The sequence below is a fragment of the Terriglobus roseus genome (assembly GCF_900102185.1).
In the GTDB taxonomy this organism is placed as follows: domain Bacteria; phylum Acidobacteriota; class Terriglobia; order Terriglobales; family Acidobacteriaceae; genus Terriglobus; species Terriglobus roseus_A.
The window spans coordinates 130,382-154,993 of the sequence record NZ_LT629690.1; the positions used below are offsets into that span (position 1 = coordinate 130,382).

The window sequence follows — 24,612 nt, forward strand, 5'->3', positions numbered from 1 at the left end:
CGTTTGCCTAGTCGAGAATCCTTGCGACCACGTCGTAGTCGTGGGCTTCAGTGATCTCGGCCTGGTAGAAGGTGCCGGGTAGGAGGGCTTCGTGGGGGCCGAAGTCGTTCAGTAGGACGTGGCCGTCGATCTCCGGGGCTTGCTGGAGGGTACGGGCCTGCCATAGGAGTTCGGTCTCCTCGCTGGGGCCTTCCACGAGTACTTCCACTACCTTGCCAACCTGTGCGGCGCGGGCTTTGGCGCTGAGCTTGAGCTGGGTGCGCATCAGCTTGCGGCGGCGTGACTCGATGGTGCGCTTTGGCACCTTGTCGCCGAGGTCGAAGGCTGGTGAGCCTTCCTCGTCCGAGTAGGAGAAGACACCGAGCCAGTCGATCTTGGCGGCCTTGATGAAGGTCTCCAGTTCGGCGAACTCCTCGTCCGTTTCGCCGGGGAAGCCGACGATGAAGCTGGTACGGATGGCGATGTCCGGGACGATGCTGCGGGCCTTGTCGAGCATGCGGAGGAAGATGTCGCCGCTGCCGCCACGCTTCATACGCTTCAGGACGGTTGGTGAGGCGTGCTGCAACGGTACATCGAGGTACTTGGCAATGTTGTCGTGCGCCGCGATGGTCTCCAGCAGCTTGGTGGTGACCTTGTTCGGATAGGCGTAGAGGAAGCGCAGCCAGTGGATCTTGCCGATGCCTTCTACTTCCAGTGTGGCGAGGGCTTCGAGCAGCATGGCGAGGCCGTCCTTCATGCCGAGGTCTTCGCCGTAGCAGGTGGTGTCCTGACCGATGAGGGTGATCTCGCGGACACCCTGCTTCACCAGGTTCTCTGCCTCGTTGAGGATGGAGGAGATGCGGCGCGAGCGGAACTTGCCGCGGAGCTGCGGGATGATGCAGAAGCCGCAGGGATGATCGCAGCCTTCGGCGATCTTGATGTATGCCGAAGCGCGCGGTGTGCTGAGGATGCGCGGCGTCTCGTCGGAGTAGAGATAGCTGGGCAGCTCGGCGGTTGCGCCATCCCAATCGGTGCGCGCGAAGCGGCCCTGCTTCTCGCGGAGGTCGCCTTCGGGGCGCGAGGTCTGTTCGGGGACTTCAAGCTGGCTGTGCTTGCGCACGGCGCTGGATGCGCGGTCGATGAGGCTGCTCTCCGCGATGGTTGCGGGAGAGAGATTGCCTTCGGCTACTTCCACCTCAAGCGCGGCTGCTCCACCGAGTTCGGTGTGCGCGTGCGTGTGAACCGGTGCGTTCGCGGAGGTGAGGATGTTGAACGGGCTGTTGTTCGGGACGGGCTTTGGGTGCAGGCCTGCTGCGGCGAGGATGTCGTCCAGTTCGCCTGTGCCGAGGACAGCGTCGACTTCGGGGATGTTCTTCTGGATCTCGTCGCGGTAGCGCTCGACGAGGCAGCCGGTGACGATGAGGCGCTTGGCGCGGCCTTCGGTCTTGTGCTGCACCATCTCGAGGATGGTGTTTACGCTCTCCTGCTTGGCGGAGTCGATGAAGGAGCAGGTGTTGACGACGATGATGTCGGCGTCTTCCGCGGCTGGTGTGAGTTGCGCGCCTGCGTGGTGAACCATGCCCATCATGACCTCGGAGTCGACGAGGTTCTTCGGGCAGCCGAGCGAGACGAAGCCAATCTTTGGCCGTTCGATGGTGTCGGTGCTGAGGTTCGTTTTGATTTCTGCTTCGGTGATGGTTGGCACGCGAGTGTCCCTGCCGGGGTGAGTGGTGGGGTACCCCCCTCCCCCCTCAAATTTCTAAAATCGTCATGCGGAAGGACTTAGCGCGCGAGTTTCCCTAAAATCGTCATACGATTGGGGTTACACGCAAAATCGTCATTCTGCTGGAGTTAGCAGCCGCCCGCCAAGGCTTATGCGTGCTCCTGTATGGTCACCCTCTATTGTAGCGGGTTTTGGGGAAATTATCGGCATGGGGAAGTGGTTTGGATTGTTTGGGTTATGAGGACTAGGGCTTGACAGGTTTTCAGGGAGGGAACTGCTTGTTCTAGAGCGGCCAATTGATGGCTCTTATAGCTGAGTTGAAAATACTGAGTCGCGTGGGTCGATCCATTCCGTTCTTATTGACAGACGAGAACTCCAGGAGAAGGATGGCGGATTAACGGAAGCCTTTCGGCGACATTGAATGTTGGGATCGGTGTGGCGTCGCCGTGTTCTTAAGACTCATTCAACCAATGAGGAGACACTGCCATGAAGATTCAGCCCGTGATGATTGCTCTTACGTTGGCAAACGCGGCGATGCTTAGCTATTCGGTGATGCGTCCTGCAGCCAACGTTGTTGCTGCGCCGGAGGTTATCTCGCCGGTTGTTCGCGCGCATGCTTTGGAGATTGTGGATGAGCAGGGACGTACTCGCGCAGAGTTGCGCGTGCTGCCTGCGCAGCCCGACTTCAAGATGCCGGATGGAACCAAGGGATATCCAGAGACGGTGCTGTTCCGGTTGCTGACTTCGCAGAACGGGCCCAACGTAAAACTTGCGACGACCGAAGATGGTGCGGGGCTTGTGTTGGGTGGGGATTCCGGTTACATACAACTCATCAAGCGTGGACCGGCGAACCCTGTGATGAACCTGGTTGCGAAGGATGGGCGGCATCGCGCGATCCAACCATAAAGCTTTTTGACGGACCAGCATTGCCAATAAAAAAGAAACGCCGTTCGCGGGCGGTGATTGGCATACACTGATTTCGTTTGTCATCATTCCTTCACTTTCCCTCGGAGTTCCAGTCCTGATGCGTCTTGCTTCTTCGGTAGTTTTTGCGTCCTTGTTGATGGTTCCTCCAATGGTGGCGCAGGCGAATCTGACTCTGCCCGATGCAGCGCAGCAGGAAGAGAAGGTAATTGATCCGGAGCGGTTGCGGCAGCATGTGAAGACGCTGGCCAGCGATGAATTTGAGGGTCGCGCGCCAGGGCAGCCCGGCGGTGAGAAGGCTGCGCAATATATTGCTGCCCAGTTCAAGGCGGCGGGGCTGGAGCCTGCCGGTGATCATGGCACGTATTTCCAGCAGGTGCCGATGGTGGGTGTGAAGACCGATCCTTCGACGGCGTTTGCGCTGGTGCCGGAGAAGGGTGAGCCGATGAAGCTGACCTTTGGCACGGACTATGTTGCGAACAACCAGACGCACACACCGACTGCGGAAATTGATGCTCCGCTGGTGTTTGTGGGGCATGGCATTGTGGCGCCCGAGTATGGCTGGGACGACTACAAGGGCGTGGATGTGAAGGGCAAGGTCGTGGTGGTGATTGTGAACGAGCCCACCAGCGACGATCCGAAGTTCTTCAACGGCAAGAGCATGACCTACTACGGCCGTTGGACGTACAAGTTTGAAGAGGCTGGCCGGCATGGCGCGGTGGCTTGCCTGATTGTGCATCGCACGGATTTGGCGAGCTATGGTTGGCAGGTGGTGCAGAACTCGTGGAGTGGTGAACACAGCTATCTGCGGGATGATCCGGATACGAAGCTGAAGGCTGCGAGCTGGATTACGCATGACGTTGCGGACAAGTTGTTTGCCACGGCTGGGATGACGGCGGATGAGGCGATTACTGCGGCGGGCAAGCGCGGATTTGTGGCGAAGCCGTTGCCGGTGCGGCTGAAGGCGCATGTGATCACGAACGTTCACATGTATGAGTCAGCGAATGTTGTCGGCAAGATTACGGGAGCGAAGCCGGGACGCACGGTGCTGTACACAGCGCACTATGACCACTTCGGTATTGATCGCACGCGTAAGGGCGATCCCGTGTTTCATGGCGCTGCGGATAACGCGACGGGTACTGCGATTGTGATGGAGATGGCAAGGGCGTTTGGGCAGAAGAAGATTCAGCCGCCATCGACGGTGATTTTTGCAGCGGTGACTGCGGAAGAGCAGGGGCTGCTGGGGTCGCAGTATCTGGGAATGCATCCGCCGGTTCCGGCGAAGGATATTTCGCTGGACATTAACTATGACGAGCTGTTGCCGCTGGGCGATGTGACGGGAGTGGGCGCCGGTGGAGCGCAGAGAACGACTGCTTATCCGCTGCTGGAGGCGTTGGCCGCGCACGACAACCTGACGCTACGCAAGGGCGGTGTGGATGCGGGCGGTGGGTACTACCGTAGCGATCACTTCTCGCTTGCGAGAGTGGGTATTCCGGCGTTTTCGCTGGGCCAGGGCGGCATGTTTGTGGGGCATGACGAGGCGTGGGGACGCGAGCAGTCGCGTGATTTTGGGCAGAACAAATATCACAGGCCTGCGGATGTTTACTCAGACTCGATGGACTTCACCGGTAATGCGCACATGGCCCGCTTTGGATTTGAGCTGGGATGGATTGTGATGAGTCAGCCGGAACGCATGGAGTGGTTGCCGGGCGACGAGTTTGAAGCAGCTCGAAAACGGCAGTAGGCAAAAGCAAGATCACGAATTTCGTCTGAATAGCATCACACCGCACGCAGAGCATTTTGCCGCGGATCACAGTACGGAAGGTACCTCCAGCGGCATGCTCAGGGATTGGATTGCGGGATTGAGCCGGAGGCCACACGTGGACTACGCAATGCTGACTCATGTTGGCCGCTGTCGTGTGCACAACGAAGACACCTGCGCTGCCGATGAGATGGCGGGGCTGTTCGTGGTGTGCGACGGCATGGGCGGCGCTGCGGGCGGTGAAGTGGCGTCGCAACTGGCGGCGCGTGCGTTTCTGGAACAGGCTCGGGCGGGGCGCGATACGCAATCTGCCCGCTGGCGGTTGGAGAAGGCAGCCATGGAGGCGAATAACGCTGTCTTCATGGAGTCGCACAGGGACATGTCACTGCGCGGCATGGGAACGACGCTGGTGGGGATGGAGATTGGCCGCGACCTGCGTGAAGCGTGGATTGTGAATGTGGGCGATTCGCGCTGCTATCGGTTGCGCGATGGTGTGTTGGAGCAACTTACGCATGACCACTCGTTTGTGGACGAGCAGGTGCGTGCGGGGTTGATGACGGTGGATGAGGCTTCAATCTCGCATCTGCGGAACATCATTACGCGTGCTGTGGGCTCGCATGTGGATGTGGATCCGGATGTGGTGCGGTCGCCGCTTATGCCGGGCGATTTGTTTTTGCTGTGCTCGGATGGGCTGACGCGCGAAGCGGACGATGAAGCGATTGCCCAGGTGCTCAACGGACATCAGTGTGTTGATTTGCAGATGTGCGCGAATGCGTTGGTTGCGCTGGCGAATGAGTGTGGTGGGTCGGACAACATCACCGTGGTGTTGGTGCGGATTTAAAGGTCTAAAACAGACGCCGCCGTGAGTCTTGATTGGCTCACGGCGGCGTTTTGTTTGTGCTCTTTGATTTTTAGCGGATCAACATGCTGACGATGGAGGCGCTCATCAGGTTTGCGATGGTGCCGGCGAGCAGTGCTCGCATGCCGAGGCGGGCGAGTTCGTTGCGGCGGTTGGGAATCAGCGCGCCGATGCCGCCGATCTGCATGCCTACGGAACCGAGGTTTGCGAAACCGCAGAGAGCGAAGGTGGCGATGGCGAGCGTGCGCGTGCTGATCTGATGCGCGTTGGCTAGTTGGCCAAGCTGCGTGTAGGCGATGAACTCGTTGAGTACGGCGCGGGTTCCGATGAGGTTGCCGACGATGGGCGCGTCGTGCCACGGGATGCCGATGAGCCACGCGATGGGTGCGCAGAAGAAGCCGAGGATACTGTTCAGCGTGGATGGGAAGCTGACGTTGTGTCCGCCGACCTGGTGCACGCCGATGAGGTTGTGGATGCCGGTGAGGATGCCGTTGAGCAGGCCGACGAGCGCGAGGAAGCTGATGAGCATGATGGCGACGTTGAAGGCGAGTTGACCGCCGTCAATAGTGCCGCGCGCGATGGCTCCGATGAGGTTTTCGTTCTTGTGTTCGTCTTCGCTCTTGATGTGGACGGTGCCCAGGGTTTCCGGGACTTCGGTCTCCGGCACGAGCATTTTTGCGATGAGGATGGTGCCGGGCGCGGTCATGATGACGGCGCTGAGCAGGTCCTGCGCGCGGATGCCGAAGGAGATGTACGCCGCCATGATGCCGCCGGAAACGTGCGCCATGCCGCTGGTCATGATGGTCATCAGTTCAGAGCGGGTGGCGTTGTTGAGGAAGGGGCGGATGGTGAGCGGAGCTTCCGTCTGGCCCATGAAGATGGAGGCCGCGACGTTCGTTGATTCTGCGCCGGAGGTGCCCATGGTGCGCTGCATGACCCATGCCATGCCGCGGATGACGATCTGCATGATGCCGAGATGGTAGAGCACGGCGAACAATGCTGACACGAAGATGATGGTGGGTAGAACGGCGAAGGCGAAGACTTGCAGGGGGCTGGTGGGGTCGCCGAGTTTGCCGAAGACCATTGATGAGCCGTCGACCGAATGCGCGAGGAGACCGGCTACTGCGCCTGCGCCTTTGGCGAGGAGGAGCTGTCCGAAACTCCACTTGATGACGAGGAAGGCGAAGAAGACTTGCAGGGAGAGGCCCCAGGCGACGGTGCGCCAGCGGATGGCACGGCGGTCGGTGGAGAGGGCGTAGGCAACGCCAAGTAAAACGACTAGGCCAATGAGTCCGGTAAAGCGGGCCAAATCGGGCCCTCCTCTGCTGCAAATCAGGTGCGTTGCAGAAAGAGTGTACCGGAGGCGAAGGGGAAACCGCCTCCGGCTTTTCACCGATTGTTTATACGGCCACGAATCCGCCGTCGACGAAGAGTTCCACACCGGCGACGAAGCTGCTGTCGTCCGAGGCGAGGAAGACGACTGCCTTGGCGAGTTCGTCCGGTTCGCCCATGCGGCCGAGAGGAACGCCTGCTGCCAGACCTGCCTTCAACGCCTTCTCCTGCTCGGAGTCGTTGCCGACGAGACCGCTGATGGCGGGGGTGTCGATGGGGCCGGGGCTTACGACGTTGACGCGGATCTTGCGTGCCTTCAGTTCGTTGGTCCAGGTGCGGGCGAAGGAGCGGACGGCAGCCTTGGTGGCGTTGTAGACGCCGAAGTTCTCAAAGCCCTTCATGGAGACGATGGAGCCATTCAGCACGATGGTTGCGCCGTCGGGCAGCAGCGGGAGCGCCTTCTGCACGGTGAAGACGAGGCCTTTCACGTTGATGTTGAAGGTCTTGTCGAAGTGCTCTTCAGTGTAGCTGCCGAGCGGAATGAATTCGCCACCACCAGCGTTGGCGAATACGACGTCCAGCTTGCCCTTTTCGGACTTGATCTGCGCGAAGAGACGATCAAGGTCGTCGAGGTTGGAGACGTCGCCCTGTACGGCGGTGACATTCTTGCCGATGAACTTTACGGCTTCATCCAGGGAGCTCTGACGGCGTCCGGTGATGAACACGTAGGCGCCTTCATCCACGAAGCGTTTTGCCGTTGCGAGGCCGATGCCGCTGTTGCCGCCGGTGACGAGTGCGATCTTTCCTTCGAGCTTACCCATGATGTTTCCGTCCTTTTGATATTTTGACAACCATCGAAATGATCCATCGGGATAGATTGCTGTGGCTTTGAAAAGGATTCATGAAGTTGTTGGGTGAACTGTTTAAAACCTGCTGCACCGAAGGATACGCTCGTCTACGTGCGCTGACTTTGGTTGTCAATGAATCTCGGTAAATGCCTTGCGATCAGGCACTCACCGAGATTCACCGATTTCAGATAGCCGAGAAGCCGCCGTCGACATTCAGCTCCACGCCATTCACGAAGCTGGAATCGTCTGAAGCAAGAAACAGAGCTACTGTCGCGATTTCTTCAGGTTGCCCCATTGTTCCTCGAGGGATCAAGGATTCAAACATCTGCTTCGCCTCAGGAGTGAGCACTTCTTCCTGCATCGGAGTAGCGATTGGCCCGGGGCCCAGCACGTTCACCCGGATATGCCTGTCCTTCAATTCGTTGAGCCATGTGCGTGCGAAGGAGCGCAGTGCTGCCTTGCTTGCCGCATACACGCCGAAACCGGGAAAGCCCTTTACTGAAGCGACTGACCCGGTCATGATGATCGATCCGCCGTCGTTAAACAGTGGCAATGCCTTCTGAACTGTAAACAGCGTTCCGCGCGTGTTCAGGCCGAAGGCCGCATCGAAGTGCTGTTCGGTAATTTCGCCCAGTGGCAGGGCCTCGCCCCGGCCAGCGCTCGCGAATAAGACGTCGATCTTTCCCTTTTCCCGTTTGACGATGTCGAACAGACGATCAAGGTCGTTGAGATTGGCTGCGTCACCACGTACGCCGGTTACGTTTCGACCAATCTGCCTGACTGCCTCATCGAGCTGTTCCTGCCTTCGGCCTGTGATGAAAACGTAGGCACCCTCTTCCACGAAGCGTTTGGCGCTCGCCAGTGCCAGCCCACTCGATCCCCCCGTGACGACTGCGACCTTACCTTCCAGTTTTCCCATAATTGCTCCCTTCGGTAGATGTGTAGCATTCACTACAGCAGAGTAGATTTCCTTGGAAGTGGACGAGAACTGCCCAAGAATCCGAATATTTTGTCTATTCGTCCAAATTGTGGAGGTTATGTTGGACCCAATAACGGACATCTTCAAAACGATGCACGTGACCGCGTTTGGTCTGCACAGGCTGGAAGCCACAGTTCCGTGGGGCGTGAAACAGGAAAATCGGTCCGAAGAAAAAGTCACGCCCTCCGGCAAGAAAACGCCGCCCGCAGATTTGGCGCACTTCGCCATGCTTTCGCGGGGCAGCTGTTGGCTGAGTGTGGAAGGCATTGCAGAGCCAATTCCCCTTAGTGGTGGTGATTGCTTCTTGGTGGCCAAGGGGACTTCGATCGTTTTGCGCGACAGCCCGCGAACACGCCCGAAGTGGACATTCCGCGAGATCGGGGCTTTGGCCAACGGCAATGTCGCTCAGTGTGGGGGTGGTGGCGCACCCACGACTATCGTCTGTGGGTCTTTGAGTTTCGATCGCGCGAGCCTGAAGCCGATCACCCAGTTATTGCCGAGCTTCATTCTGATGAAGGCCGATGAGGAACGCACGCTTGCTCTTCACAACACCGTGCAGGCGCTTGCGTCAGAAATGGCTGTACAGGCACCGGGATCGGAGGTCGTCGCGACGCGCCTGGCCGAGGTTCTGTTTATACAGGTGTTACGAGCGCATATCGCGTTGGGGCAGCAACGCAACAAAGGATGGCTTCGCGCGATCTTCGATCCTCAAATGGGAGTCGCTTTGAGTGCCGTTCACGACAGTGTGAGTGCGGCCTGGACGGTTGAATCACTGGCCGCAGCGGCGGGCATGTCTCGCTCCGCATTCGCAGTGCGCTTTAAAGAACTGCTGGGACAAACACCAATGGAATACGTAACCGAGTGGCGGATGCAAAAGGCGATGCAGTTACTCCAGCAGCGTGACAAGAAGCTCATAGACGTTGCTCGGTTAGTCGGTTACGAGTCCGACGCTGCTTTCAGTAAGGCGTTCAAGCGAGTTGTTGGGGTCAATCCTGGTGAGTACCTGAAACGTGGTTTTGAAGATCACAGAAATGCCGGGATGACGGAAGATTTTTGAAGCGAAGACTCTGACTCGGCGGGGAGCAGATGCCATGGAAGTATTTTTCCGCTGAGCGCAATGCGGCTACAGCTCATGCGCTGCAGAGGGTATTGGTAGAGTAACTCTTCGTCATGGATAGTTCACACTGCGGTCATGCTGCAGCAATGAGCCCGCGCGAAGCTGTTGGGGTATGGTGCGGACCTGCGATACGCTCATCCTCTCCGACGTCCACCTGGGCTCAGATGTTAGCCGGGCGGAAGAAGCCATCGATGTGCTGGAAGGTGTGGACTTCCGGCAATTGATTCTGCTGGGTGACATCTTCAGCGATCTTGATTTTGCGCGATTGAAGCGACAGCACTGGGATTTTCTGTCGTGTATCCGTAAGCTCTCCAACCCGAAGCAACGTCGCACGATTGTGTGGGTGGAAGGCAATCACGATCATGGGTTGTCGCAGTTGATGTCGCACATGGTGGGCGTGCCGGTATATCAGCGCTACGTGTGGGAGTACGCGGGTAAGCGACATCTGGCGGTGCATGGGCATCAGTTTGATCGTTTTATCAACCGCAACATTTTGTTGAGCCGCTTCTTTGAGGGCTTCTACGAGATGTCTCAGCGGTTGGATGGCAAGGAACAGCGGATGTCGCGCTGGTTTGATCGCTTCAGCACACGCTGGTTGCGGTTGTCAGACAAGGTTGCAGAGGGTGCGCTGGCGTATGCGAAAGAAGGTCACGCAGACCGAGTGTTCTGCGGGCATACGCATGAGGCGATGCAACGTAATGAAGGCAGTATTGAGTATTTCAACTCCGGGTGCTGGACAGATACACGCGCCACGTTTTTGACCATCGACCGTAAGGGAGTCCAGATCCATGAGTATCAACCCGGAACTGTCCATCGTGATCCCGGCAAAGAACGAATCGAGACACCTGCCCTCGCTGCTGAGTTCGCTGGCGAAGCAGGATTATCCGGCTATGGCGGATACGGAAGTCTTCGTTGCTGATGCCGGTTCGACCGACGGAACGGCTGCCATTGCACGTAGCTATGACAACCTGCTGAATGTTCGTGTGATTGAGGGCGGGTTGCCTTCTGTGGGACGGAATCGTGGTGCGGCGCAGAGCACATCGCGCTATGTGCTGTTTCTGGATGCGGATGTAGAGTTGCGTGATCGTACGTTGCTGCGTCGCGCGATGACTGCCATGCAAAAGCAGCGCCTACACTGCCAGACGGTGGACATTGCGTGTGCGGAAGGAACGTGGGCGGACCGGCTGCTGTATTGGGGTAACAGCCGGATGCAGCGGTTGAGCGCGTGGGGCATGCCGTTTGGCACGGGAATGTTTCTGCTGTTTGAGCGCGGACGCTTTCATGAGCTTGGTGGCTTTGCTGAAGATGCAGTTTTTGCTGAAGACTTTCTGCTGACGAAACAGGTTTCCTCTCTGCGCTTTTCTGTGTTGGATGGATGCATCTACACGTCGAACAGGCGGTTCCACAGAACAGGACATGCGCGCATGGTGTTTCTGTTTTTCTGGACGCTGCTGAACTGCAAAAACCGTAGCCACTTTGTACGTGACCACGGTTATTGGGATGGTGCTGCTACGGAGACGGTTAGCAAGGCCTAGTGTTGTTGGTCTGCAACGATAACCTGGCGGATGAGTGGCTGCTTCACTGGAAGTTCTTGCTTGATCTGAATGGTCTCTCGCAACATCTGTTCGGGTGTGTCGAGTAGCTCTGCGTTTTCTGTAAACAGCGTGACGAGTGGCTGCCCCTTGATGATGCGATCGCCGATCTTTGCGTGCATCTCAATGCCTGCATGAGCTGAAACTGGGTCGCCGGGTTTCTCGCGGCCTGCACCTAGGCGCTGCACAGCCCATCCGACTTGTGTGCAATCCATGCTGGCAAGATAGCCGTCGGATTCTGCCTTTAGAACGCGCGTGGCCTTGGGTTTGTGGAAGGCTGCTGGATCGTCGAAGGGTTTGATGTCGCCGCCTTGCAGCTTTGTCATCTCAATCCATTTTTTGTACGCAGAGCCATCGTGGAGTAGTGCGAGGGATTTTGTCTTGCCTTCCTCTGGAGTCTTGCTGACGCCGCCAAGATGGAGCATCCATCCGGAGAGTGTGACGGAGAGTTGGATGAGGTCGGCGTACATGGGGTGATGGACGCCCTTCATGATGTCGATGCATTCCCACACTTCGATCCAGTTGCCGGAGAAACGTCCGAGTGGCTCGTCCATGGTGGTGAGCAGAGCGACGGTGCGCGTGCCGTTGCCTTCGCCGGTGCTGACCATGAGGCGTGCGAGGTGTTCGCTGTCCTCGTACTTTTTCATGAATGCGCCGCTGCCTGTTTTCACGTCGAGCACGAGGCCATTGAGGCCTTCTGCGAGCTTCTTGCTCATGATGCTGGCGGTGATGAGATATGGCGATTCAACGGTTCCGGTGTGGTCACGGAGTGCGTAGAGGATGCGGTCGGCGGGGACGAGGTTTTTGGTTTGTCCGATCATGCTGAAGCCGCACTTTTCGATGACTTCGCCGAACTGTTTGAGTGAGAGTTGCGTGTTGAAGTTGGGGATGGTTTCGAGCTTGTCGAGTGTGCCGCCGGTGTGACCGAGCGAGCGGCCGCTGATCATGGGATCGGCGAGACCTGCTGCTGCCACGATGGGTGCGATGAGTAAGGAACTTTTGTCGCCGACGCCGCCGGTGGAGTGCTTGTCGACGGTGAACTTATTGAGGAATGCGGAGTCAAAGACTTCGCCGCTGCGACGCATCGCGTCAGTCAGTGTGGCGAGTTCGCGGGGGCTGAGGCCTCGCTGAAAGATGGCCATGAGCAACGATGCGATGCGCGCGGGTGTGATGGATTCGTCAACGACGCCAGCGATGAAGCCGCGGATTTCAGCGTCGGAAAGTTCGTGGCCGTCGCGCTTGTGCAGGATAACGTCGATGGGATGAATGCTCATGATTACTTGGATGCTGATTGTTGCAGGCTTTGTGCGTTGAAGGATGCAGGAAGGAGATCGGCCAGGGTGCATTCGCCGGGCTTGCCGTGTTCCGCGGGAAAGAAGATGCGGCAGGTGGGGTCGGCGAATTCCGCGATGGTTTGACGGCAGGCACCGCAGGGCTGGCATGCGATGGTGGCGTCTTCGTTAGCGATGGCAACGGCGACGATGCGGATGTGTGCGCCGCGCTCGACTACTGCGCGTGCGACCGCGGCTTGTTCGGCGCAGGTGGTCAGGCGGTAGCTGGCGTTTTCGACGTTGCAGCCGGTGATTATGTGGCCGTTGTCCAGCAGCAACGCGGCGCCTACGTGGAAGAGGCTATAGGGCGCGTAGGCGTTTTTTGCGGCGTGGGCGGCCTGTTCGCGAAGGCTGCGGATGCGGCTTTCGTCGAGGGTTGCGGATTTGTTTTCCAGCGACATAGATTGCTGAGGCTAAACCCATGCGCGAAAGGTTGCAAGCGATGCGGCGCGAAGGGGCACCTGCGCGTCTAACATGCTGCCAGATATGCCTGTTAAGAAAACAGCGACGAAACGAACGAAACCGAAGAAGCCGGAGAGTGTTGAAGCATCCGTGCAGGCGGTTGATCCTGCTGATACGAGCGTGGATGATTCAGTGTTGAAACTGTTTCATCCGGTGACGGCGGCCTGGTTTCGTGCGGTGTTTGAAGGGCCGACGCAGCCTCAGCGCGAGGGATGGCCTGCGATTGCGCGTGGGGATTCGACGTTGATCCTGGCGCCTACTGGTACTGGTAAAACGCTGACGGCGTTCTTGTGGTGTCTGGATCGTTTGATGCTGCAGCCTCGTGCGGCTGCTCCTGTCGAAACTTCAAAGCGTGGGCGCAAGGCTGCTGCGTCGCCGGTCTTGGACGGCGTACGTGTTGTTTATATTTCGCCGCTGAAGGCGCTTGCTGTCGATGTAGAGCGCAACCTGCGTTCGCCTTTGCAGGGCATTGCGAATATGGCGCAGCGCATGGGCGTTGATGTACATACGCCAGAGATTAACGTGCGTACGGGCGATACGCCTGCGAATGAGCGCGCGCGTTTCAGCAAACATCCTGGCGAGATTTTGATCACTACGCCGGAGTCGCTGTATTTGCTGCTGACTTCGAATGCGGGCGAGGCGCTGCGCAGTGTTGAGACGGTGATCATTGACGAGATTCATGCACTGGTACCGACGAAGCGTGGCGCGCATATGGCGTTGTCGTTGGAGCGACTGGAGGCGTTGACTGGGCGCAAGGTGCAGAGGATTGGATTGTCTGCAACGCAGAGGCCGCTAGAAGAAGTGGCTCGGTTTCTTGGTGGTGCTGAAGGAACGCAGCAGGTTAGCGCATCTGCGAATGAGCAAGTGGGAGACGGGGAGGCGGAGGCTGGTGGGATTCGCTATCGGCCTGTTGCGGTTGTGAATGCGGGTGCGCGGAAGCGGTTGGAGTTGACTGTGGAAGTGCCTGTGGAGGATATGGCGAAGCTTGGCGAGATTCAGGACACGCCGAGTGGGCCGGCTTCACAGGGGCCGAAGCGAACAAGTATCTGGCAGAGTATTCATCCGCGTTTGCTGGAGCTGATTCGCGCGCATCAGTCGACGATTTTGTTTGTGAATGCGCGGCGCATTGCAGAGCGGCTGGCGGGTGCGATCAATGAGCTTGCGGGTGAGCCGATTGCGCGTGCGCATCATGGTTCGCTTGCTGCTTCACAGCGTAGTGAGATTGAAGAGTTGTTGAAGGCTGGTGAGATTCGCGCGCTGGTTGCTACGTCTTCGCTTGAGCTTGGCATTGATATGGGCGCGGTGGATCTGGTGATTCAGATTGAAGCACCGCCTTCGGTTGCGAGCGGGATGCAGCGCATTGGGCGTGCGGGGCACCAGGTGGGCGCGCCTTCCAAGGGCATTATCTTTCCGAAGTATCGTGCGGATTTGATTGCGTGCGCCGCGGTGACGCGTGCGATGCATGAAGGGCATGTGGAGAGTACGCGCTATCAACGGAATGCGCTGGATGTGTTGGCGCAGCAGATGGTGGCGATCATTGCACATCCTCCGTTGCCTATTGCGGAAGCGGAACGCAGGATGAAGCGGTTCCGCAGTGATGAGGAAGATGCTCCGGGCATTGCGTATGACGAGTTGTTGCGCATTGTGCGTTCGTGCAGTGGATATGCGGGTTTGAGCACGCAGGTGTTTGATGGTGTGTTGGACATGCTGGCGGGGCGTTATCCGTCGGATGAGTTTGGCGAACTGCGTCCGCGCATTACGTGGGATAGAACGAAGCAGTGGTTGACGCCTCGGCAGGGTGTGAAGCGGATTGCGATTTTGAATGGCGGTACGATTCCGGATCGCGGTTTGTATGGTGTGTTTCTTTCCGGTGAGCGATCAAAGCCGATTCGCGTGGGCGAGTTGGATGAAGAGATGGTCTTTGAGGCGCGCACGGGTGAGACGTTTGTTCTTGGTGCGAGTACGTGGCGCATTGATGAGATTACGCATGATCGTGTGCTGGTTTCGCCTGCGCCGGGTGAACCGGGGAAGATGCCTTTCTGGCATGGCGATCAAGCAGGGCGGCCGTTGGAGTTTGGACGACGCATTGGTGCGTTGATCCGTGAGTTGCGCGATATGCCTCGTGCCGCTGCTGTCTCGCGATTGACGCGTGAGCATGATCTGGATCAGCTTGCTGCGGAAAATGTGATGCGTTACCTGACCGATCAGGAGGTGGCGACCGAACAGGTGCCGGATGATCGCACGATTGTGGTGGAGCGCGTGCGCGATGAGCTTGGTGATTGGCGCGTATGTGTGATGACTCCGTTTGGTTCACGTGTGCATGCGCCGTGGGCGATGGCGGTGCAGGGACGCATCCGTGCGGCAGGCGCGGTGGATGTGGAGACGATGTGGAGCGAGGATGGCTTCGTCGTTCGTTTTCCTGAGGCAGATAATGCGCCGGATGTTGATCCGTTCTTTCCTGAAGCGCAGGAGGCGGTGGAGTCTGTACAGCGGCAGTTGGGTTCGACTGCGCTGTTTGCTGCGAAGTTTCGTGAGGCGAGTGCGCGTGCGTTGTTGTTGCCGCGTCGTCGTGCGGATGGTCGTGCTCCGCTGTGGCAACAACGTAAACGTGCGTATGACTTGTTAGCTGTTGCTGCGCGGTATCCGGAATTTCCGATGTTGCTGGAGGCGTATCGCGAGTGTTTGCGTGATGTGTTTGATATGCCTGCGCTGGCTGAGATTCTGAGGAGCGTGGAGCAGCGGCAGATTCGTGTGCACACGGTGGATTCGCGCACACCTTCGCCCTTTGCTTCGGCGCTGTTGTTCTCTTACGTTGCGAATTACATCTATGACGGCGATGCTCCGCTAGCCGAACGTCGTGCGCAGGCGTTGGCGATTGATCAAGATCAGTTGCGTGAGTTGATGGGCGATGCCGATCTGCGTGAGCTGCTGGACCGCAATGCGATTGAAGAGACGGAAGAGCAGTTGCAGATGCTGGCGGATGACTATCGTGCGCGCACGATGGATGGTGTGCATGACATGCTGCTGCGGCTGGGTGATCTAAATCGCACTGAGTTGTTGCGGCGATGTGTTTCGCCCGAGGTGGCGATTACGCTGGATCGTTTAGCGAAGGCGCGTCGTGCACTGGAGTTGCGCATCGGTGGCGAGAAGCGATGGATTGCTGTGGAGGATGCGGCACGTTATCGCGATGCGTTGGGAGTTCCACTGCCGCCGGGTTTGCCTACGGCATTTCTTGAACCTTCTGCGGATGCGATTACGGATTTGATTCGGCGTTATGGGCGTACGCATGGGCCATTCACAACGGCGAAGGTGGCTGCGCGATTTGAAGTGCCGATCCAGACCGTTGAGGCAGTCTTGCAGAAGCTAGTGGGCATGGGGCGCGTGGTGGAAGGCGCGTTCTGTCCTGGTGGGCAGGAGCGTGAGTGGTGCGATGTGGAGGTGTTGCGCACCATTCGCAGGAGATCGTTAGCCAAGTTACGCAAAGAAGTGGAGCCGGTGGAGCAGCAGACGCTGGCGCGTTTGTTTACGCACTGGCAGGGCGTGTTGACGCCTCGGCGTGGGTTGGATGCGTTGCTGGATGCGATTGATAATTTGCAGGGTGCGCCGCTGCCTGCGTCGTTGCTGGAGACGGAGATACTTCCTGCGCGTATTGCGAATTATCGATCTGCTGACTTAGATACATTGGTTGCCGCTGGCGAAGTGACGTGGGCAGGGTTTGAGCCGATTGGCGAACGTGATGGTCGTGTGGGTTTGTATCTGGCGGAGAGGTTGCCGCTGCTATGGCCGGTGGTGAATACACAGCAGGCTGCGAGTGCCATTGAGAATGGGAGCAACACGCGGGAACGCGAAGAGAGGATTGTCGAGTATCTGCGCGCGCATGGTGCTTCGTTCTTTCAGAATGTGCATGACGGCACGGGCGGCGGTTTTGCGAACGAGACGATTGAAGCGCTTTGGAACCTGGTGTGGCGCGGTGCGATCACGAATGACTCGTTGCAGGCGCTGCGGGCTTATACGAATCGCGAGTCGACGAGTACGCGGAAGCCTGCGCGGCGTGTGCACAATCAACAGGCTGCATTTCGTTCGCGCAGAACGACACCGCCTACGGCTCAAGGGCGTTGGGTGTTGCATCCTGCGCTTGGTGCGGTGAATCGCAATGCTACAGAGTGGTCGCATGCGGAGGCGCAGCAGTTGCTGCAGCGATACGGCGTGGTGTTTCGCGAGACGGCGCATGCGGAGAATTTGCCGGGTGGTTTCTCTGCGGTGTATGACGTGTTGAAGGCGCTGGAAGAGAGTGGCAAGGTGCGTCGCGGATACTTTGCGGCTGAGCTTGGTGCTACGCAGTTTGCTTTGCCCTCTGCGTTGGATTTATTGCGGTCTTTGCGCAATAAGCGGTTGGATAGCGATCCGGAGATGGTGGTGCTGGCTGCGACCGACCCTGCGAATCCTTATGGAGCTTTGTTGCGTTGGCCTGCGGTGGGTGAGGGTGTTTCGTTGCAGCGGAGTGTGGGCGCGCGCGTTGTTTTAGCGGATGGTGCGCTGGTGGCGTATCTGCGTCGTGGTAATCCGAATATTCAAGTGTTCTTGTCGGACGAAGAGCCGCAGCGCGGGCAGGTGATGCGTGCGTTGGCTCGTTACTTTGTGGTGATGGCGCAGATGCATGAGAGTGAACGTGCTGCTGCTGGGATGTTTGTGCAGACGATCAATGGTGTGAATGTTGCAGAGCATCCCATGGCGCGCGTGTTGTTGGATGCGGGGTTTCAGGCCGCGCCTATGGGGTTTAACTTGCGGCGGAATCTGCCTTCTATCTCAGTAGAGCGGCCGGTGGGCAATGCCTGAAGGGGATACCATCTATCGGTCTGCTCGCGCGCTTGCGAAGGTGCTGGAGGGGAAGCATGTCACGCGGTTTGATACGGGGTATGCGCATCTGGCTGCGGTGCATGATGACCGGCCTTTGGTTGGGCGTTTGATTGAGAAGGTGGAGGCGCGGGGGAAGTGGCTGCTGATTTATCTCTCCGGCGATCTGATTCTTGTGACGCACATGTTGATGAGTGGTTCGTGGCATATCTATCGCACGGGTGAGAAGTGGTGGATGCCGAAGAAGGCGATGCGTGCGTTGCTTGAGGTGGATGGTTGGCAGGCGGTTGCTTTCAATGTGCCGGTTGCGGAGTTTCATACTGCGGCTTCGCTTGCTCGTAAGTCGAGTGTGCCGAAGCTTGGGCCGGATATTTTGTCTGAGGGGTATAACGCGGATGTTGGTTATGCCGCGTTGAAGGTGCGTGCGGCTTCGCATCCTGAGGATGAGATTGCGAATGTGTTGCTGAATCAGCGCGTGATTGCTGGCCTGGGGAACGTTTACAAGAGTGAGGTTTGTTTTGCTGCGCGGGTGCATCCGTTTCGGATGATGAAGACGATCAGCGATGACGAGATGCGACAGATGGCCGATGTTGCGCAGCGGTATATGAAGGCGAATGTGGTGGATGGTACGGGTGAGGGGATTGTGACCTATACCGGGAAGCGTCGGACGACGCACCAGACTCGCAGGGAAGATCGGCTTTGGGTGTATGGACGGCGTGGGTTGGAGTGTCGTCGTTGCGGTGGAGTGATTGAGTATCGCAAGCAGGGGAGTGCGGTGCGGTCTACTTATTGGTGTCCGGAGTGTCAGCCCTGGGTTGGGGATGGGACTGCTGTGAAGGGACTGGATACGCCTGTGCGGCGAGTGAAGATGAGTTGTTAGGGCGTTCTTGTCTTCCCGCGAAATCGTAGTGGTGCGAGAAGAATGCAGGTCCTTCGGCTTCGCTCAGGATGACGCACTTTGTGCGTATGAGCTTCGCTAGTTTCCAGCAACGTTGTGATTGATTTACTTACGCTTCCAGCGTGGGGTCCAGTGGTTGCGGATGTCGATGTGTTGCATGCCTGCGCGTTTGGCTGCTGTGAGGCCTTCGTTTGAGTCTTCGAGGACGAGGCAGCGGGCGGGTGCGATGTTCAGGAGTTCGGCAGCTTTGAGGTAGATGTCTGGTTCGGGCTTGCCGTATCTCACGTCTTCAATGCTGACGATGGTGTTGAAGTAACTGATGAGGCCGGTTGCGGTGAGTGCGCCGTTGACGGCTACTCGCTGCGCGTTGGTGACGACGGCCATGGGGACTTTGCCCTGCCATGCGCGTGCCACGTCTGCAACGATGGTGACTTCTTCGAGCGCGTGTGCGGCTTCACCGTAGCCGGTGGTGCAGCGGTTGAAGAACTCTTCGCGTGTGATGTTGAGTGCGCCGATGGCGGCTTCGTAGTCGTCCATGAGATCGGCGGGGGAGAGGCCGAGGCGTGCGAAGTACCAGTCGCGCGGCATGGGTGCGGAGTGCGGATGGAGCGCGTTGGTAATGGCGAGATGCCATGCGGGCGCTGATTCGACGAGTGTGCCGTCGCAGTCAAAGAGAATGGCGTCGAACGCGCCTTCTACAAGATGGATCGGCTTTTCGTACAACGGTTACATCTCCAGTGCGAACTGTGCGGACTCAGCAAAGACGCCGTTGCGCGGTTCGGTGGCGAGGTCGAGGATGAGGCGCTCGAGCACGAGTGTCTTATCAACGGGGCCGCTGCGCAGTTCGATGTCCGCGCGTGCGATGAGGCGCATGGCGCGCGAGATTTCGCGGCGTGATTTGTAGCGGCGTGCCTGCTGGATCAAAACGTCTGCGGCGAAAGGCGGCATGCGGAAGCCCTGCCAGAGAACCTGCCAGATGGCGCGTGAGTCGCGCACGTTCTTCTCGTGGATGATGAGCATCTGGCGATAGGTGCGCGCGAGCATGTAGAGATGGCCGATTGCGGAGTCTTCTCCGCCGTCGCTGGCGTGCAGAAGTCCGTGAAGAAGCGAGAGTGCGCGTGGGCGGTCACGTTGCGAGAGCGCATCGGTCAGTTCGTAGAGTGAACGCTGCTTGGCTGCAAGCACCATCGTTTCGACGTCGCCCAGTGTGATGTGTCCGAAGTGTGTTGCGTCGAGGTTGTTTTCGCGGACGGGAGCGCTGACGTAGAGCAGCAGCTTTTCTAGCTCGCTGCGGATGATCATCATGTCGACGGCGAGTGCGTCGACGAGTTCGCGTGCGGCTTCAGGATCGCATTTGACGCCGCGTTCTTCCGCGGTGCCGATGACCCAGCGTGCGGCGTCGCCCTCTTCTACCTTTTGCAGTTCCACGATGCCGCAGTGATCGCCGAGCGTTTCCTTGATGCGGTCGTAGCGGTCCTTGTCTTCGCGCTCCATGCGGCGAAGGTCCGTGGGCAGTGTGAGGTGATCGGCTACGAAGAGGATGAGCGCCTGCGGGTTGGGCGACTGGAAGTATCGATCGAGTGCTGCGAACTCTTCCTTCTTTGCGCCGCGACCGTAGAGGCTCTTGAGGCCGCGAATGAAGATGACCTGGAAGGGCGCCATGAGAGATGGCGTCTGTGCGAGATCGAGCGCTTCGAAGATGGTGGTTTCGCTGCCGAGTTCAAGATCGTGCAGGCAGAAGTCGCGAAGGTCCTGCGGGACGAGCTTTTCAAGCACGCCCTGGCGCGCGCGTTCGTAGAGGAAGGTCTCATCGCCCAGGAGGACGTAGCCCGGCCGCATCTCAGCGGTGCTGAGTTGGGTGAGGAAGCGATCAGTCGATGCAAATGAACGTAACGGCGGCACTGGTTTCTATTTTCGACGAGATGAGGACTGTTTGTGCTGCGAATCCTGTGCAGGAATCAACGACGCGACGCTGTGGAATACGTGGATAAAACTTAGAAGCTGTTCAGGATGTCGGCGACGATCTCACTGGCCATATCGCGCGAGAGGCGACGGACGGCGGCGCTGTCCTCCTGAATGAAGGCGCTTAGATCCTGCGTGGACTGGTATTGCTCACGGAAACTGAGCTTGTCGTTTTGGTACAGGACGTGGCCGTCGCGCGCGGTGAGCACGATTTTTGCTGTGACCTGGATGAGGTAACTGGATGTGGAGCCTGTGCTGGGATCGTAGGTGAGCGGTGCGACGGTTTGGGTGAGGATGGTGCCTGTGAGGGTAGCGTCGGCGGACTCAGGATCGTCAGACGAGGTGATGCGATATTTTGTGCGGGTGTTGAGCTCGCGGATGGTCGCGTCGGTGAGTGCGACTTCTGTGCGGTATTGCACCACGTTGGTTTTGAAGATGGGCACGGCCAGCGTGCGGACGTTGGCGGGTACGTGCGTGGCCGAGCCTGCGACGTGGTATCCGCAGCCTGTGAGGCTTGCGGCGCCCACAAGCATTGTGAGCGCCAGTGCCGATTTGTGCAGGGAAGATCGCAGCATTTACTTTCCGCGGTTGGCCAGCGCTGCGGCCTTCTTCTGCGCTTCCATGAAACGCCGGTAACGATCCAGCGAACGGGCCTTGCCGAAGACGACCAACGACTCCAACAGCGGCGGCGATGCGGTGCTGCCGGTGAGGATGGCGCGCAGCAGCATAAAGCCTTCCTTGACGCTCCATTCCTTTGCGGTAAGAACTCCACGGACAGCGGCGTCAATGGCTTCAGTGGTCCAGTCGCTGGCTTCGAGTGCTGTGAGCAGGTCGGCGGCGAAGGCGAGTGTGTCTTCCAACGTGCGCTTCTTGGGAACGAAGAGTTCCGGTGCGGGCATGATGTTGTCCGCGAAGAAGAAGCCGGTCATGTCGCCGAACTGGCCGAGCGTTTCGATACGTGTCTGCACGAGCGGAGCGATGGCCTTGATGTAGTCGTCGCTGAGGATGGTCTGGCGCAGCGCGGCGAAGAAATCTTCCGGCGACAGCTTGCGAAGGTATTCGCCGTTCATCCACTTCAGCTTGACCAGATCGAAGACCGGACCGCCGAGCGAGATGCGCTGGAAGTCGAACTTCTGCTTCATGTCCTCGATGGAGAAGATGTCGGAGAGCTTCATGTCGAGGCCCTTGCTGACGATCTCCTGCTCGGTGGGCTGTGCCATGCCGCCGCCCATGAGGCCGAGGTAGTTGAGCAGGGCCTGTGGCAGGAAGCCGGCCTGGCGATAGTAGATGAGCGAGACGGGGTTCTTGCGCTTGCTGATCTTGCTCTTGTCGATGTTGCGCAGGAGCGGCATGTGCCAGAAGCGCGGCAGTTCCCAGCCGAAAGCCTGGTAGAGCAGAACGTGCTTGGGTGTGGAGCTGATCCACTCTTCCGCGCGGATGACGTCAGTGATGCCCATCAGGTGGTCGTCAACAACGTTGGCCAGGTGATAGGTGGGGTAGCCGTCAGACTTGAGCAGCACCTGATCGTCCACGTTGTGGTGGTCGAAAGTGATGTCGCCACGAAGTTCGTCGCGGAAGGTGGTCGACGAGATGCCGGGGCCTTTTTCGCCGTTGGGCACGCGGAGGCGCACGGTGTATGGCTTGCCCAGGGCGATGGCTTCTTCGGCCTGTTCCTTGGTGTAGTAGCGGCTGGGGCCGTTGTACTTGGGCGCGGTCTTCGCGGCCATCTGGGCCTTGCGTTCTTCTTCCAGCTCTTCCGGCGTTTCGAAGGCGCGGTAGGCTGCGCCGCTGTCGATGAGCTTCTGGCAGAATTCGCGATAGATTTCGGTGCGTTCGCTCTGGCGATAGGGGCCGACGGGGCCGCCGACATCTGGACCCTCGTCCCACTGGAGGCCGACCCAACGCAGGGAGTCGAAGATCATCTGCTCGCTGGTGGAGACGAAGCGCGTGCGGTCGGTGTCCTCAATGCGGAGGATGAATTTGCCGCCACGCTGCTTGGCGAATAGATAGTTGAGCAGGCCGATATAAGCCGTGCCGACGTGCGGATCACCTGTGGGTGACGGTGCGATACGGACGCGGACGGGCGCCGTCGCTTTATTGATGAATTCGGAAGTCATGCCACTGTTGATTCTACCGTTTCGGCGGGATCAACCTGGTCAGGCTGTTGTGTTCGGGTCCGTTGGCGGCGGTACGTAGGGTGGCTGCTGTGGCGGATAGGCTGGCGGCGCGGCGTATGCCGTGGGCGGAACGTAGCCCGGCTGCGGTGGATACGGCGGCGGATAGGGGGGATATTCCGGGCCCGCCGGGATCACGTTCCAGCGCGAGAAGGCCAGCACGTACAGCATGATGAGGTTCACCAGGGGCAGGATCATCAGCAACGACAAAGCGGGAGTCATGCCGGCTTTTTTGAAGATCTGCCAGAAGGGCACGATGAGGATGGCCCAGACAACGAGCATGCCGAAGAAGATGAAGGGGATCATCGCCATCATCATGGCGTGAATCTGTGCTGGATCGGGCGGCGTGTGCTCCATGCGCGGTGGGCCTCCGGGTGTTGGCTGCAAGCGTACACCCGGAGCATGGATTTTTCAGCAGGAAACTCTTAGGTCAGATCGTCGGTGTCGAAGGTGGGTTTGCGGCCCAGGCGGGCCATGTTGTGTGGCTCTTCTTCGCCCATAAGGGTGCGGACGACTACGTCGACTTCTGTTGGGTCGTCGATCTCTGCGACCAGCTTCTTTGGTTCGTCGAGGCCTGCGATGGATTCGAGCAGCACCGTGACGTGGGCGACGGCTGTGCCTTCCTGTGGCAGACCTTCGGGGGTCTTGGCCTTGATGCTGACGTCGCGTTCGGAGACGTGCAGCAGCTCGGCGACGCGGGCGCGCATTTCGCCAGCGATGGGCACGATCTTGGGGCGCATCATGATGAGCACGCAGTCGAGGTTGACGATGCGGTAGCCAGCGGTGGCGATCTCTTCTAACGCGGTTTCGAGGAAGACGGTGGAGTCGGCGTTCTTCCAGCGCATGTCGCTGGGTGGGAAGAAGGTTCCGATGTCGCCTGCGGAGACGGCACCGAGCAGGGCGTCGGTGATGGCGTGGAGCAGCAGATCGCCGTCCGAGTGTCCGGCGAGACCCTCGGGGTGGTCGATCTTCAAGCCGCCAATCACCAGTGGTACACCCGCCTTGAATGCGTGCGAATCAAAGCCGTACCCAATCCTCATGCCCATCGTGCTGCCTCATACCCGCGGTGTGTTCGCGCGGTTTCTTGCGAAGTCTGCATTTCAAGCATAAATGCCCGGCTGCGCGTGCAACCGGGCATAAGCGAAAGCGGATGCGCTACTTCACGTCCATCCGAGTGGGGGAGACGGCGGTGTTTTGCGCTGCAGCAATGCGCCATGTTCCTGCTTCTTCCACCAGGATGTACTTCAGGCGCGTGCGGAAGATGCCGGGTTCGGTGGGCGTGAGGCCCGGCGGTAGCGTGGCAAATCCGCTAACTTCGCTGGTGATGTCCGCAATGGCGACGTGCGGCGCAGGGTATTCGATGGTGTCGATCGAAGCGGAAAGACGCGTGCCTTTGTATGGGCCTTGGAAGATGAAGGCGTGAATCTTTTCGATGGCTTCGCGGCCTTTGACGACATCGCCACGAACGTTGATGAAGGTGGCGAGGGTGGAGTAGTCCGAGGCCCACGCTGCGGCGTCGTTACGGTTCCACGAATCGAGTTGATGCGCGATGATCTGCTGGATTTGTTCTGTGGAGGTGAGTGGTGCGGATGTTTCCGCAGCGGGTGAAAGATAGGCGGGAACCAGCAGCAATGCTGCGGCGGCCAGGATGCTGTTCATAGCTTCTCCAGAAAAATGCATGAATTGGGGGCGGAATCGCTGCTGGAGGGAAAAAGGTCAGCGTACACGCAGATGAAATGGGATACGCGTAGATTTCGCTGCGGTTCCATAAAAATGCCGATTTTGTAGATTTCAGCAGTGTTTTGATCTGGAGACG

Annotated in this window: 21 protein-coding genes; 8 read left to right on the forward strand and 13 right to left on the reverse strand. The window is 58.6% G+C overall.

What is annotated here, in order from left to right; translation table 11 throughout:
• Window positions 1-7 precede the first annotated feature (7 nt).
• A complete protein-coding gene (gene rimO / locus BLT38_RS00665; protein WP_083346838.1) occupies window positions 8-1,675 on the reverse strand; it encodes a 30S ribosomal protein S12 methylthiotransferase RimO in 1,668 nt (555 codons plus the stop codon).
• A 513-nt stretch (window positions 1,676-2,188) separates the two neighbouring features.
• On the opposite strand from rimO, the gene BLT38_RS00670 reads away from it, so the two are divergent.
• From BLT38_RS00670 to BLT38_RS00680, 3 genes are all read left to right on the forward strand, one after another.
• Window positions 2,189-2,608, forward strand: coding sequence for a hypothetical protein (locus BLT38_RS00670; protein ID WP_083343456.1), 420 nt, complete (start codon window positions 2,189-2,191; stop codon window positions 2,606-2,608).
• A gap of 118 nt (window positions 2,609-2,726) precedes the next feature.
• Entirely contained in the window at window positions 2,727-4,370 is a 1,644-nt protein-coding gene (locus tag BLT38_RS00675; RefSeq protein WP_083343457.1) for a M28 family peptidase, read from the forward strand.
• Entirely contained in the window at window positions 4,345-5,229 is an 885-nt protein-coding gene (locus tag BLT38_RS00680; RefSeq protein WP_231966656.1) for a PP2C family protein-serine/threonine phosphatase, read from the forward strand. The genes BLT38_RS00675 and BLT38_RS00680 overlap by 26 nt, the downstream gene beginning before the upstream one ends.
• 70 nt (window positions 5,230-5,299) lie before the next feature.
• Here the strand turns inward: BLT38_RS00680 and BLT38_RS00685 are convergent, their stop codons facing one another.
• From BLT38_RS00685 to BLT38_RS00695, 3 genes are all read right to left on the reverse strand, one after another.
• A complete protein-coding gene (locus BLT38_RS00685; RefSeq protein WP_083343458.1) occupies window positions 5,300-6,556 on the reverse strand; it encodes a NupC/NupG family nucleoside CNT transporter in 1,257 nt (418 codons plus the stop codon).
• Between the two features lie 91 nt (window positions 6,557-6,647).
• Window positions 6,648-7,400, reverse strand: a complete 753-nt coding sequence (locus BLT38_RS00690) for an SDR family oxidoreductase (RefSeq protein ID WP_083343459.1) — start codon at window positions 7,398-7,400, stop codon at window positions 6,648-6,650.
• A 211-nt stretch (window positions 7,401-7,611) separates the two neighbouring features.
• Complete coding sequence (locus BLT38_RS00695; RefSeq protein WP_083343460.1) at window positions 7,612-8,346, reverse strand: SDR family NAD(P)-dependent oxidoreductase; 735 nt, start codon at window positions 8,344-8,346, stop codon at window positions 7,612-7,614.
• Window positions 8,347-8,467: 121 nt separating this feature from the next.
• Between BLT38_RS00695 and BLT38_RS00700 the strand changes: the two genes are divergently transcribed.
• From BLT38_RS00700 to BLT38_RS00710, 3 genes are all read left to right on the forward strand, one after another.
• Window positions 8,468-9,463, forward strand: coding sequence for an AraC family transcriptional regulator (locus BLT38_RS00700; RefSeq protein ID WP_197674957.1), 996 nt, complete (start codon window positions 8,468-8,470; stop codon window positions 9,461-9,463).
• Between the two features lie 172 nt (window positions 9,464-9,635).
• Window positions 9,636-10,442: a UDP-2,3-diacylglucosamine diphosphatase gene (locus BLT38_RS00705; RefSeq protein WP_231966657.1), complete on the forward strand. Its 807-nt coding sequence runs from the start codon at window positions 9,636-9,638 to the stop codon at window positions 10,440-10,442.
• Window positions 10,339-11,058, forward strand: a complete 720-nt coding sequence (locus tag BLT38_RS00710) for a glycosyltransferase (RefSeq protein WP_231966901.1) — start codon at window positions 10,339-10,341, stop codon at window positions 11,056-11,058. Before BLT38_RS00705 ends, BLT38_RS00710 begins: the two co-directional genes overlap by 104 nt.
• Here BLT38_RS00710 and BLT38_RS00715 read toward each other — a convergent pair.
• Together BLT38_RS00715 and BLT38_RS00720 are read right to left on the reverse strand one after the other, a co-directional pair.
• Window positions 11,055-12,389, reverse strand: a complete 1,335-nt coding sequence (locus tag BLT38_RS00715; protein WP_083343463.1) for a thymidine phosphorylase — start codon at window positions 12,387-12,389, stop codon at window positions 11,055-11,057. The two genes, BLT38_RS00710 and BLT38_RS00715, sit on opposite strands and share 4 nt — an antisense overlap.
• Window positions 12,390-12,391: 2 nt before the next feature.
• Window positions 12,392-12,847 carry a cytidine deaminase gene (locus tag BLT38_RS00720; protein ID WP_083343464.1) on the reverse strand — a complete coding sequence of 152 codons (456 nt, stop codon included), beginning with the start codon at window positions 12,845-12,847 and terminating at the stop codon, window positions 12,392-12,394.
• A gap of 85 nt (window positions 12,848-12,932) precedes the next feature.
• Between BLT38_RS00720 and BLT38_RS00725 the strand changes: the two genes are divergently transcribed.
• Together BLT38_RS00725 and BLT38_RS00730 are read left to right on the forward strand one after the other, a co-directional pair.
• Window positions 12,933-17,744, forward strand: a complete 4,812-nt coding sequence (locus tag BLT38_RS00725) for a DEAD/DEAH box helicase (protein ID WP_083346840.1) — start codon at window positions 12,933-12,935, stop codon at window positions 17,742-17,744.
• The gene (locus BLT38_RS00730) at window positions 17,737-18,642 is read left to right on the forward strand and encodes an Fpg/Nei family DNA glycosylase (protein WP_083343465.1); all 906 of its coding nucleotides are present in this window, start codon (window positions 17,737-17,739) and stop codon (window positions 18,640-18,642) included. The genes BLT38_RS00725 and BLT38_RS00730 overlap by 8 nt, the downstream gene beginning before the upstream one ends.
• A gap of 123 nt (window positions 18,643-18,765) precedes the next feature.
• Here BLT38_RS00730 and BLT38_RS00735 read toward each other — a convergent pair whose 3' ends face one another.
• From BLT38_RS00735 to BLT38_RS00765, 7 genes are all read right to left on the reverse strand, one after another.
• Window positions 18,766-19,383, reverse strand: a complete 618-nt coding sequence (locus BLT38_RS00735; RefSeq protein ID WP_083343466.1) for an HAD family hydrolase — start codon at window positions 19,381-19,383, stop codon at window positions 18,766-18,768.
• A 3-nt stretch (window positions 19,384-19,386) separates the two neighbouring features.
• A complete protein-coding gene (gene holA / locus BLT38_RS00740) occupies window positions 19,387-20,562 on the reverse strand; it encodes a DNA polymerase III subunit delta (RefSeq protein ID WP_083343467.1) in 1,176 nt (391 codons plus the stop codon).
• Window positions 20,563-20,654: 92 nt separating this feature from the next.
• Window positions 20,655-21,197 carry an LPS assembly lipoprotein LptE gene (gene lptE, locus BLT38_RS00745; protein WP_083343468.1) on the reverse strand — a complete coding sequence of 181 codons (543 nt, stop codon included), beginning with the start codon at window positions 21,195-21,197 and terminating at the stop codon, window positions 20,655-20,657.
• Window positions 21,198-22,739 (reverse strand): glutamate--tRNA ligase, encoded by a 1,542-nt coding sequence (gene gltX / locus BLT38_RS00750; RefSeq protein WP_083343469.1) that lies wholly within the window; start codon window positions 22,737-22,739, stop codon window positions 21,198-21,200.
• Window positions 22,740-22,778: 39 nt separating this feature from the next.
• Window positions 22,779-23,153 carry a hypothetical protein gene (locus BLT38_RS00755; protein WP_083343470.1) on the reverse strand — a complete coding sequence of 125 codons (375 nt, stop codon included), beginning with the start codon at window positions 23,151-23,153 and terminating at the stop codon, window positions 22,779-22,781.
• Between the two features lie 68 nt (window positions 23,154-23,221).
• The gene (ispF, locus tag BLT38_RS00760; protein WP_083343471.1) at window positions 23,222-23,842 is read right to left on the reverse strand and encodes a 2-C-methyl-D-erythritol 2,4-cyclodiphosphate synthase; all 621 of its coding nucleotides are present in this window, start codon (window positions 23,840-23,842) and stop codon (window positions 23,222-23,224) included.
• Between the two features lie 109 nt (window positions 23,843-23,951).
• On the reverse strand, window positions 23,952-24,455 hold the full coding sequence (locus tag BLT38_RS00765; RefSeq protein ID WP_172838095.1) for an SgcJ/EcaC family oxidoreductase: 504 nt from the start codon (window positions 24,453-24,455) through the stop codon (window positions 23,952-23,954).
• Window positions 24,456-24,612 lie beyond the last annotated feature (157 nt).